Source organism: Sphingosinicella rhizophila (genome assembly GCF_032378825.1).
Taxonomy (GTDB): Bacteria; Pseudomonadota; Alphaproteobacteria; order Sphingomonadales; family Sphingomonadaceae; genus Allosphingosinicella; species Allosphingosinicella rhizophila.
This window is the reverse complement of sequence record NZ_JAVUPU010000003.1, coordinates 42139-52563: the sequence shown is the minus strand read 5'-3', so window position 1 is coordinate 52563 and position 10425 is coordinate 42139. Positions and strand designations below refer to the sequence as shown.

Below are 10425 nucleotides of genomic sequence, written 5' to 3'. Positions count from 1 at the left end.
ATGACGCTCAAGGAACTGGTCGTCGCTTACGTGCAATATCCGGCGATCATCGCTTACGTCCTTTTTTCGGCCGTAGCGATCGGCCTGTTCGTCTGGAAACCGGCTCCGCTTGTCCCGACTCTGATGGCGGTCGGCATCGCTGCCTTCATCTATCCTCTGGTCTGGTATGCGCTCCATCGCTGGGTGCTGCACAGCCGCTGGATGTTCAAGGTGGCGCCGCTCGCGTCGACCTGGAAGCGCATCCACTATGATCATCACCAGGATCCCAACCATCTGGAAGTCCTGTTCGGAGCCCTTCACACGACTTTGCCCACCATCGCCATCGCGACCGCCCCTATCGGCTATGCAATCGGCAGCTTTTGGGGCGCAGGTTTCGGCGGCGCCTGTGCGGCTTTCGCCACTGGCCTCCTCACCACCTGCATCTACGAATTCGTCCATTGCATCCAGCATCTCGCCTACAAGCCGAAATCGCCGTGGCTTGCCGAAATGAAACGGCGCCACATGGCCCATCATTTCCATGACGAGACCGGCAATTTCGGGATCACGACATTCTTCTGGGATAAATTGTTCGGCACCTTCTACGACCGGTCCGAACGACCGACGAAGAGCGAGACCGTCTTCAACCTCGGCTACACCCCTGAAATCGCCAAGCGCTGGCCCCGCGTCGCCGAGCTTTCAGGCGGAGTCGCCACCGGTCATCCCCGCCAGCGCGTCCGGAACTGACCAACCGATGGCAGACCAGGGTGCGGGCGGTGACTTCACCATTCGCCCGATCGAGAATGCAGCCGACCGCAGGGCATTCGTCAATCTTGCCTGGACGCTCAACAAGTCCGATCCCCATTGGGTGCCGCCGCTCAAGAGCGAGGTCCACAACCTACTGAATCCGCGGACCAATCCGTGGTTCGAACATGCCGAGGCGCGGCTCTTCCTCGCCGAACGACATGGCAAACCCATCGGCCGCATCTCGGCGCAAGTCGATCAGCTGGTTCTTCAGACCATGGGGGAAGGCACCGGCCAATGGGGCTTTCTGGAGGCCGCCGACGAGGCGGTCGCGGCAGGCTTGCTCGCCCGTGTCGAGGATTTCCTGCGCGAACGGCGGATGACACGCAGTCTGGGTCCTTTCAGTCTGTCCATCTGGGACGAACCCGGCCTGCTGATCCAGGGGCATGACCACAGCCCGACGGTGATGATGGGTCATAACAGCCCGGCTTACGAGGCCTGGGTGGAGGCGTCGGGTTATAAGGGCGTCAAGGACCTCTTCACCTACGACCTCGACATCCGCCGCGACATGCCGCCTCTCGTCCAGCGCATCGTCGTCAACGGCGAACGCAGCGGACGAATTCACATCCGCAAGGTCGACAAGTCGCGCTTCGACGAGGAAGCGGCTCTCATCCTCAACATCCTCAACGACGCCTGGTCCGACAATTGGGGCTTCATTCCGTTGACCGAGGCGGAGATCGCCTATGCCGGGAAGAAATTGAAGCCGATCGTCTATGAAGATCTGATCCGCGTCGCCGAGGTAGATGGGGAACCGGTGGCTTTCATGATGGCGCTGCCCGACTTGAACGAGCTCACCCGCGACCTCGACGGACGCCTGTTCCCGTTCGGCTGGGCGAAATTGCTGTGGCGGCTGCGCAATCCCAAGGTGCATACTATCAGGGTTCCTCTGATGGGCGTGGTCAAGCGCCTGCAATCGAGCCGGCTGGCGAGCCAGCTCGCCTTGATGATGGTCGAATATAATCGTCGGGAGGCGATCGGCCGCTACACGGCCGAGCGTGGCGAGATCGGCTGGATCCTCGATGACAATGAAGGCATGAAATCCATCGCCGAGACTATCCACAGCAAGATCAACCGGGTCTACAGGATCTACGAAAAGCCTCTTTGACCTCAAACGGCCGGTTCAGGCGCAGACATTTGAACGGAGCCGAGCAGCCGGCCGATATAGAATCGCACGTCGCCAGGCCAGGTTTCGGTCAGCATCTCGAAACCCTGCGCGTCGCCCCGATAGAGCGCTCGCAAGGCCTCTTCATAGCCCGGCCGGTCCCCGCACATGGCGTGCATGAAATGATAGGCCGCATCGCGCCGCTCGCGCTCGGACGGGCCGGACATGGTCCGCCGGGCCTCCTCGACCAGTCGCCGCAGCGCGGCCGACGCTCCGCCCGGCTGCGCCGAAAGCCAATCCCAGTGGCGCGGGAGCAGCGTGACTTCCCGCGCGGTCACGCCGAGTTTCGGCCGCCCTCTCCCTCGTGCCGGCGCTGGACCGACGTCCCAATAATCCAGATCCACGACACGCCCGCTGCCGTCGTCGAAGACCCGGATCGCCGCATGGTCCGATGCCGGGTATCGCGTCTCGATAATTTGCGTCACCGTTTCGCGATCTCCCGATGCGATCTGCTTGCCTTCGAGGAAGGCCGTAACTGTCGTGTCCATTTCAATCTCCCGGAACACCTTTTATACCCGGATAAAACAGAGTCAATATGATCCGGGTAAAAACTTTCCCCCGATGGCAGGCAAGCGGCATTTCCCGCTTCTGCGAGTTGTGTCGTTAACTCAACCGTAAGCGAGTTCGACTAGAAACGAACGGTCGGGAGCCCTCTATGCAGACCAATGTCGCGAACAAGAATGGCCGTGCGAAACGGATACGCCGCGCTTCGCTGATCAAGGCCGAATTGGTGGCCGCCAGCGTGACGATCGCCGCCATTCTCCTTTTCGCCGTCATGGGCAGCGCGGTGCTGCCGGAATCGCTGAGGGCGATCGCCGGCGCCGGTCGCGGCGCCGACCCTATCCTGGTGACGGCCCTGCTGCTCAACATCGCCCTGATCCTGTTCGGCTGGCGCCGGTCGCGCGATCTGAAGGAGCAGGTGGCGGCCCGCGCCGATGCGGAAGAGCAGGCGCATTCCCTGGCCTATCGCGACTATACGACCGGACTCCACAATCGCCGATTCCTCGTCACTCTCGCTGCCAAGGCCTACCGGCGAACCGAAGGCGCAGCGGCGCTGCTCGTCATCGATCTCGACCATTTCAAGAAGGTCAACGACCTCCACGGCCATGCGACCGGCGACCGCCTGCTCAACATAGTCGCCTCGATTATCCAGGCGAGCGTGCCCGACAATAGCTGCTGCGCCAGGCTGGGCGGTGACGAATTCGCGGTGCTCCTGCTCGATGCCACGCCTGCGGATGCCGATCTGGTCGCCGAGCAGATCCTGGCCAGCTTCTCCGAGCCGGTCGAGATGGACGGACGGCTCGTCCATGTCGGGGCCTCCCTGGGCATCTCTTACGGCGGTGGCCGTATCCTGGACGTCGAAGCGCTGCTTCGTCGCGGCGACATTGCGATGTACGAAGCCAAGAGACGAGGACGGAACCATGCCGTCATCTTCGACCGTCAGATGGAGGAGGAGCTTCGCCAGCGCAGCGAACTCGAGGCCGACATGAGGGTCGGCATTCGCACCGGCCAGTTCATGCCTTATTACCAGCCTCAGATCGACCTTCTTTCCGGGAAGCTGCACGGTCTGGAAGTGCTGGCACGATGGGTCCATCCGACCAAGGGACTGTTGGAGCCGACCGAGTTCATACCGATCGCCGAGGCATCGGGATTGATCTCGGACCTTTCGCTGGATGTCATGCGCCAGGCGCTTGCCGAAGCGAAGGACTGGGAATCGGAGCTGATGCTGGCGGTGAATGTCTCGCCGGTGCAGCTCAAGGATCCGTTGCTGGCGCAGCGTGTCATAAAGGTGTTGATCGAAACGGGTTTCGCGCCGCAACGGCTGGAACTGGAGATCACCGAAAGCTCGCTGTTCGATAATCTCGACCTGGCGCTTACCACCATCGAAAGCCTGAAAAATTACGGTATCACCGTCTCCCTCGACGATTTCGGCACCGGCTATTCGTCACTGACGCAGCTTCAGGCGCTTCCTTTCGATCGCATCAAGATAGACCGCAGCTTCGTCACCTCGATGGTCGACAATGACGAAAGCGCGGCGATCGTGAGTTCTATTCTCAATCTGGGCGCCTCGCTGGGCCTGCCCGTCACCGCGGAGGGGATCGAGACGCCGGCGATAAAGCATGCGCTCAGCATTCTCGGCTGTGCCCAGGGGCAAGGTTGGCTGATCGGCCGGCCGGTTCCCGCCGCCGGCCTCAAGGATTTCCTGAATCGCGCGGGTCCCGCTGCGCAGCCGCTTCACGCAGGCGAAGCCGCGGCGGACGCGCCGCGGGAACGGCGTGCCCGCAAGCGCGGGCCTTCGACCGACCATCAGGTCGCCTGACCAGGCTCTATTCAAATGTTCAGACCCTGGCAGGGTTCCGTTCGCGCAAGGCCAGATAGGCCATGAGCATGGAAGATATGTCGAGCAGAGCGTGCAATCCGATCGCCACCCACAGGCTCCCGGTGGCAAGATAGGCCAATGCCATGACCAGCCCAATGAACGTCGTCGATACCGTTCCCGCCACCCCTTGGTAGATATGCCCTAGGCCGAACAGCACGGAAGAAGCGATTACGGCGCCCCAGAGTGGCAGAAAATTCTCGAAATAGGGCAAGAGATAGCCACGATAAGCCACCTCTTCGAAAAGACCGGCGGCCAGGGAAACAAGGATGGCAAGCGCCAGCGCACGCGGCGTGGTCGGCAGGAAGAGGGCGAACTTGCCGAGCGCGTTGGCAAAGGCTTCAGACATCTTCCGGCTGAGCCCGACGGCAATGGGGCGAGCCACGATCGCAAGGACAAGCGCAACCAGGAGCCCCGTCACGAAACCGGGGCTGCCCCAAACGGGTTCGCGGAAGAAAAGTGCTTCCAACGACCGTGCGTGGAGAAGCCAGATGGCCGTAACGGCAGCGCCCAGGCCAAAGAGCCACAAAAGCGTTTCCCGATATTCGCGGAGCAGCGCGGACTCGCGATCGCTTTCCGCGCGGGCCAGAAAACGCTGAAAGCTCCACCACCCGGCGATGGGGAAAATCAAGAGAAGGGCGAGGATGACGAAGACGTGATCAATCCATCCTGGCGTCATCACCGTCTCCTCCTCTGTTCATCGCCGTTTCCAGGCGACACGATGTCCCTCAAGCGATGTCGGCGGGATCCTCGAGCATCACCCAGGTCGGAGCATGGTCGGATGCCTTTTCCCGCCCGCGATAATCCTTGTCGACGCCGGCATCGAGCATGCGATCGGCGGCGAGCGGGCTGAGCAGAAGGTGGTCGATGCGGAAGCCTGCGTCCCGGGCCCAGGCATTGGCCGTATAATCCCAGAAGGTGTAGGCGGGGCCGTCGGGATGGCGGGCACGGATCGCGTCGGTCCAGCCCTGGTGGATAAGACGGCGCAGCGCCGCCCGGCTTTCCGGCTGCATCAGCGCGTCCTGCGCCATCGCGCGCACCGAAAAGACATCGTCATGGCTTTCGGTCGGAATGACATTATAGTCGCCGGCCAGAACCACCGGCACCTCCTCGTCCAGCAGATGCTGGGCATGCTCGCGGAGCCGCTCGAGCCAGGCCAGTTTATAATCGAATTTCGGTCCGGGCTGGGGATTGCCGTTCGGCAGATAGATGGATCCGATCACGACGCCGCCGACCTCGGCCTCGATATAGCGGCTGTGCGTGTCGTCGGGATCGCCTGGCAGACCCATTCGGCGCAGCTTGGGCTCGCCATGGGGCGAAAGTATGCCAACGCCGTTAAAGCCCTTTTGACCGTGCCAGACGCCTTCATAGCCGGCGGCCTTGATATCCTCGATCGGGAAGGCCTCGTCCGCGCACTTGATTTCTTGGAGACAAAGTACGTCGGGCTTCTGCTCCTCCAGATATTCGATCAGCCGCGGCAGGCGCGCGCGAACGCCGTTGAGATTGTAGGTGACGATCTTCATGGCCCCGGCTTAGACTGGTTCCCGGTCCGATTGAACCGGGAACCAGTCCGAATTTCTCTGTTGCCGTGTTTTCCGAGCCGCCAGGTGATTCCATTTGGCTCGAATACACACTGGCCGGACAGGGTCAGATGGAGAAGCTTGTTCCGCAGCCGCAGCCGGACGCCGCATTGGGGTTGGAAACCTGAAAGGCCGCACCGCCGAGCGATTCCACGAAATCGACGGCGCCGCCGCGCACCAGGTCCAGAGTCATCGGATCGACTATCAGCGTCACGCCGTCCCGGACCGTGGCGACATCGTCCGCCTCGACTTCGTCGGCAAGCCCGAATCGATATTGAAAGCCCGCGCAGCCGCCGCCGTCGACGGCAAGGCGCAAAATCGGCTTCTTGCCCTGCCGTTCCGCGATCGCAGCGACCCGGGCGGCCGCCGAAGGCGTCAGGCTGATCTCGGAGGTTTCGCTCATGTCATTGAAATAGGGTGACGGAGGCCATCCCACAAGCCGCCGCTGCCCATTGCGGGAGCCGATGCCGGACCTTATAGGGTCGCCCCATGAAAACCCGCGTGTACGTGACGCTGAAGAACGGCGTCCTCGACCCTCAGGGGAAGGCCATCCACCATGCGCTCGAAGGCCTCGGCTTCTCCGGCGTCAACGATGTCCGGGCCGGCAAGCTGATCGAGCTCGACCTCGCCGATAATGTTGGCGATGCCGATGTCGAGGCGATGTGCCGGAAATTGCTGGCCAATATGGTGATCGAGAATTTCCGCATCGAGCGCGTCGCCGACGCTGCGCCCGCCGCATGAAGAGCGCCGTCATCGTCTTCCCGGGATCCAATTGCGACCGCGACCTCGCCGTCGCCCTGGAAGAGGTGAGCGGCACCAGGCCGATCATGGTCTGGCACCGCGAGACGGAGCTTCCCGAGGGGCTGGACCTGATCGGCGTCCCGGGCGGCTTTTCCTATGGCGATTATCTCCGATCGGGCGCGATGGCGGCCAATTCGCCGGTAATGCGGCCGGTGAAGGACGCTGCCGACCGCGGCGTCGCCGTGCTCGGCATCTGCAATGGCTTCCAGATCCTGACCGAGACCGGTTTGCTGCCCGGCGCACTGATGCGCAACGCCGGCATCAGCTTCGTCTGCCGCGACGTGCCGCTTACCGTCGAGAATAGTCAGTCCGTCTTTACCAGCCGCTACGAAGCGGGGGAGGCGATCACCATCCCGGTCGCCCATCATGACGGCAACTACACGGCCGACGAAGAGACGCTAGACCGTTTGGAAGGCGAAGGCCGCGTCGCCTTCCGTTATGCCGGCCCGGTCAACGGATCGGCACGCGACATTGCCGGTATCGTCAACGAAGGCGGCAATGTCCTCGGCATGATGCCGCATCCCGAACGTATGATCGAACCGGCCCATGGCGGCAATGACGGCCGCAAGTTGTTCGAGGGCCTGCTTCAAGCGATCGGCTAGAGCCGGGCTCAATTCAAGATTTTCACCTACCAGACGTGCTCACCGCCGGACGGCAGCGGCGCACCGATCTCCGTCTCGGCCCGCTCCGGCTGCCCCATCGCCGCGAAACGGGTGACATCGAGCATCAGACCGAGGTCTTGAACGGAGTGAAGTTCGTCCCTTCGTCATATATGTCGACGCCCTCGCGCCGCTTCAGCCAGCCGACCACGGCATAAGTGAAGGGCGTCAACAACACCTCCCAGCCGACCTTGAGAGCGAATTGGGTGGCGAGCACGACCAGCAAGGTGCCATTGTCCCAGATGCCGTAGAAGGCGAGCGGATAGAAGAGCAGGCTGTCGACGCCCTGCCCGACGCAGGTCGAGCCGATCGTGCGGGTCCATAGATGCCGCCCCTTCGTCCACATCTTCATCCGTGCCAAGACATAGGAATTGGCGAACTCGCCCGCCCAGAAGGCGATGATGGACGCCCCGACGATGCGCGGCACCTGGCCGAACACCTGCTCATAGGCGGCCTGGCCTTGCCAGCTGTCCGCCGGCGGCAGTGCCACCACCACCCAGGCCATGAACGCCATGAATATAAGCGCGCCGAAGCCTGCCCAGATGCAGCGGCGGGCACGGGCATAGCCATAGACTTCGGTCAGGACGTCGCCCAGCACATAGGATATGGGAAAGAAGAGGATGCCCGCGCCGAACGGCCAGGCGCCGATGCCGGGCAGGTCGATCGTCGCGACCTTGCCCGCACCAAGCACATTGGAGAGCAGGAGGATCGTGACGAACGCCGCCATCACATAATCGAACTGACGGAATTCCCTGCCCGCGAGCGCGCGTGCCTCGATCGCCTTCGGTTCGCCCCCGGTCATCCAGGAGTGCTAGCGCTGTTCCGCTCCGATGCAAAGCGCGCTAGAAGCCGCGCCACGCGCCCGTAGCTCAGTTGGATAGAGCACGAGCCTTCTAAGCTTGGGGTCACAGGTTCGAATCCTGTCGGGCGCGCCATTTACTCTCAATGGCTTAGCTCCACCCTTCTCGTTGGCATTTAGCCCTGGATATGGCGTGCTTAATCGCCACGTAATCCGCCGGATCGCTTTCATCGCAATACGCCAACCTGCGCACGGCAGAGCGTGTTCGCAGCCGCCGATACTCGCACATGGCAACTTGGCGGCTCTTCCTTTAGCATCCACCGAGGTTGAGCGCGGGAGGGGACGACGTGGGCTTTCGCTTTCGAAGATCCTTGAAGATCGCGCCTGGCATTCGACTGAATTTCAGCCGGAGCGGCATCAGCACGACGATCGGCCCGAAAGGAGCTTCGTTGAGCCTGGGCAAGCGCGGTGCCCGGGGGAACGTCGGCGTACCTGGTACCGGCGTCTCGTATTCTACCGCACTCGGCAGCGGTGGCGGAAGCGACGGCCGCGCTTCACCAGCATCGGGATGTGCCTTGCTCGCCATCGTCGGTGCCGCGGTGCTCGCGATTGGTACCTGCGCCAAGGATTCCCTGCCCGATCCCAGTACAGCCGCCTCGACCTCGCCCGCGCGAACGGCTTACGTGAAAGCTCGCTCGCTCAACTGCCGCGCGGCTCCAAATGCAACCGCGTCGGTCATCACCGGTTTCTCCAGAGGTGCAACCCTCTCGATAGAGGCCGAGGAGGAAGGATGGAGCCGCACGTCTCAGGGGACCCAACCATGCTGGGTGGCGTCCGAATATCTCTCCGATGCACCTCCGGAGCCCTTGGCATCGGGTCCCGCTGCGACAGCAAGCACTCTTCTAGCCACAGGCGCAGCAGCGAGCTCTCGAGCCATGTCACGTAAGCAGAGCGCAAAGCGGACCGGCCGGCGGTACGACGACCAGGGTTGCCCATGCTCGGGTTCGAGCGTTTGTGTCGGCCCCCGGGGTGGGCGCTATTGCATCACGAGCGGTGGAAACAAGCGCTACGGGGTCTGAAGGGCAGATCGTCCTTGACTGCGGCTGAGCCGTCGCTGTCGTTCATTGGCTGCGCTCGTGGCGAGGTCTCTTGCGAATGTTCCCAATGTGTTCTCATAACTCGCCATGGGAATCGGTGCGGAAGAATTACGGGATAAGGCACTTCTGGCGCTGGAGGAGGTCGTGCAAGAATGTCGCTATCGCGCTCCCCGGCGATCGTTCGCCATCCGCTTCGCCCTCGCCTACCTTTGGGCGTATTCCGGGAAGGATCGAAAGCCCTTCGATGACTTTTGGCGCCGGCTTGGCGAGATGCACTCGCCTTGGAGCTTCAGCTCCGCGGATGGGGATTTGCAGGCCATCTATCGGACGCTGAAAGTCGAGCGGCGCGATACCGTCTCCGATCGCATGTGGAAGGCTCGCCAGACGGAGGAGAGACTACGCAGAGGGGCAGATCCTGCGACCGGCGTACCGCTCCGCGACCCTTCGGCTTCCCACCGCGAATTTGAATCTTAATCTATCCACTTTGGGAATCGGAGCCCCCAAGACTTGTTCCGGCGCAGCGAGGCTCGGGCCGATGATGAAAAAACGCGCGTTGTGAACGGAACGCCCGACCCTTGGCGCGGGTTAAAGCTTTCGAGGAGAAGGACTTATGGCAACCCCGCGCGAACGACTTGTGGAGTGGCTGCGTGATGCGCATGCTGCCGAGGAGCAGGCCCAAACAGTGCTGAGGCGCACAGCGAGCCAGATCGAGGACCATCAGGAGTTTTGTGCCGGACTGGAGCGCCACGGCGAGCGAAGTGGCGAGCAGGCGGACAGGCTGAAGCAGTGCCTCGAAGATCTTGGGGAAGGCACCTCTCTTCTGAAAGAGCTGACTGGGCAGATTACCGCGTTCGGCCAGACGCTCAGCGGCTACGTTGTTGGCGATGAACCCGTGAAGGCCGTTCTTGCCACGGCAACGATGGCCCACATGGAAGTTACTTCTTATCGCATTCTCGCCGTGACGGCCAAAGCAGCCCAGGAAACCGACATCGCTCGCACCTGCGACATCCTGCTGGCCGAAGAGGTGGATTTTGCAGACTGGCTCGATCAACAGGCCCCGATTGTGACCCAAGAATACCTTGCGCGCGAACAAGGAGCGGCCCGGGAGATGTCGAACGCGGCAAGCTAAGCGCCGCGTCCGGCGTTCTGACCCCAGGGCATTTTCGCCCA

General features: G+C 62.3%; 12 protein-coding genes and 1 tRNA gene. 8 read left to right on the top strand and 5 right to left on the bottom strand.

Going from position 1 to position 10425, the window contains the following annotated elements; translation table 11 throughout:
- Positions 1–723 (top strand): sterol desaturase family protein, encoded by a 723-nt coding sequence (locus RQX22_RS06345; protein ID WP_315725531.1) that lies wholly within the window; start codon positions 1–3, stop codon positions 721–723.
- Between the two features lie 7 nt (positions 724–730).
- On the top strand, positions 731–1885 hold the full coding sequence (locus RQX22_RS06340) for an N-acetyltransferase (protein WP_315724738.1): 1155 nt from the start codon (positions 731–733) through the stop codon (positions 1883–1885).
- Between the two features lie 2 nt (positions 1886–1887).
- Here RQX22_RS06340 and RQX22_RS06335 read toward each other — a convergent pair whose 3' ends face one another.
- On the bottom strand, positions 1888–2430 hold the full coding sequence (locus tag RQX22_RS06335) for a DUF2239 family protein (RefSeq protein ID WP_315724736.1): 543 nt from the start codon (positions 2428–2430) through the stop codon (positions 1888–1890).
- Positions 2431–2597: 167 nt separating this feature from the next.
- On the opposite strand from RQX22_RS06335, the gene RQX22_RS06330 reads away from it, so the two are divergent.
- Positions 2598–4262, top strand: coding sequence for a putative bifunctional diguanylate cyclase/phosphodiesterase (locus RQX22_RS06330; protein ID WP_315724734.1), 1665 nt, complete (start codon positions 2598–2600; stop codon positions 4260–4262).
- A gap of 19 nt (positions 4263–4281) precedes the next feature.
- On the opposite strand, the gene RQX22_RS06325 is transcribed toward RQX22_RS06330, so the two are convergent.
- The 3 genes from RQX22_RS06325 to erpA all read right to left on the bottom strand — a co-directional run bounded on the left by RQX22_RS06325 (position 4282) and on the right by erpA (position 6302).
- Positions 4282–4998, bottom strand: coding sequence for a CPBP family intramembrane glutamic endopeptidase (locus RQX22_RS06325; RefSeq protein WP_315724732.1), 717 nt, complete (start codon positions 4996–4998; stop codon positions 4282–4284).
- A 49-nt stretch (positions 4999–5047) separates the two neighbouring features.
- Positions 5048–5842: an exodeoxyribonuclease III gene (gene xth / locus RQX22_RS06320; protein WP_315724730.1), complete on the bottom strand. Its 795-nt coding sequence runs from the start codon at positions 5840–5842 to the stop codon at positions 5048–5050.
- 124 nt (positions 5843–5966) lie between these two features.
- Positions 5967–6302, bottom strand: coding sequence for an iron-sulfur cluster insertion protein ErpA (erpA, locus tag RQX22_RS06315; protein WP_315724728.1), 336 nt, complete (start codon positions 6300–6302; stop codon positions 5967–5969).
- Positions 6303–6388: 86 nt separating this feature from the next.
- Between erpA and purS the strand changes: the two genes are divergently transcribed.
- Both purS and purQ read left to right on the top strand, forming a co-directional pair.
- Complete coding sequence (gene purS / locus RQX22_RS06310) at positions 6389–6640, top strand: phosphoribosylformylglycinamidine synthase subunit PurS (RefSeq protein WP_315724726.1); 252 nt, start codon at positions 6389–6391, stop codon at positions 6638–6640.
- A complete protein-coding gene (gene purQ / locus RQX22_RS06305; protein WP_315724724.1) occupies positions 6637–7302 on the top strand; it encodes a phosphoribosylformylglycinamidine synthase subunit PurQ in 666 nt (221 codons plus the stop codon). The genes purS and purQ overlap by 4 nt, the downstream gene beginning before the upstream one ends.
- Before the next feature lie 124 nt (positions 7303–7426).
- Here purQ and RQX22_RS06300 read toward each other — a convergent pair whose 3' ends face one another.
- The gene (locus tag RQX22_RS06300) at positions 7427–8161 is read right to left on the bottom strand and encodes a queuosine precursor transporter (RefSeq protein ID WP_315724722.1); all 735 of its coding nucleotides are present in this window, start codon (positions 8159–8161) and stop codon (positions 7427–7429) included.
- Between the two features lie 56 nt (positions 8162–8217).
- Between RQX22_RS06300 and RQX22_RS06295 the strand changes: the two genes are divergently transcribed.
- From RQX22_RS06295 to RQX22_RS06290, 3 genes are all read left to right on the top strand, one after another.
- Positions 8218–8294 (top strand) — tRNA-Arg (locus tag RQX22_RS06295).
- A gap of 211 nt (positions 8295–8505) precedes the next feature.
- Positions 8506–9237, top strand: coding sequence for a DUF4236 domain-containing protein (locus RQX22_RS19300; RefSeq protein WP_410001608.1), 732 nt, complete (start codon positions 8506–8508; stop codon positions 9235–9237).
- Between the two features lie 628 nt (positions 9238–9865).
- Positions 9866–10384, top strand: coding sequence for a DUF892 family protein (locus tag RQX22_RS06290; protein ID WP_315724720.1), 519 nt, complete (start codon positions 9866–9868; stop codon positions 10382–10384).
- Positions 10385–10425 lie beyond the last annotated feature (41 nt).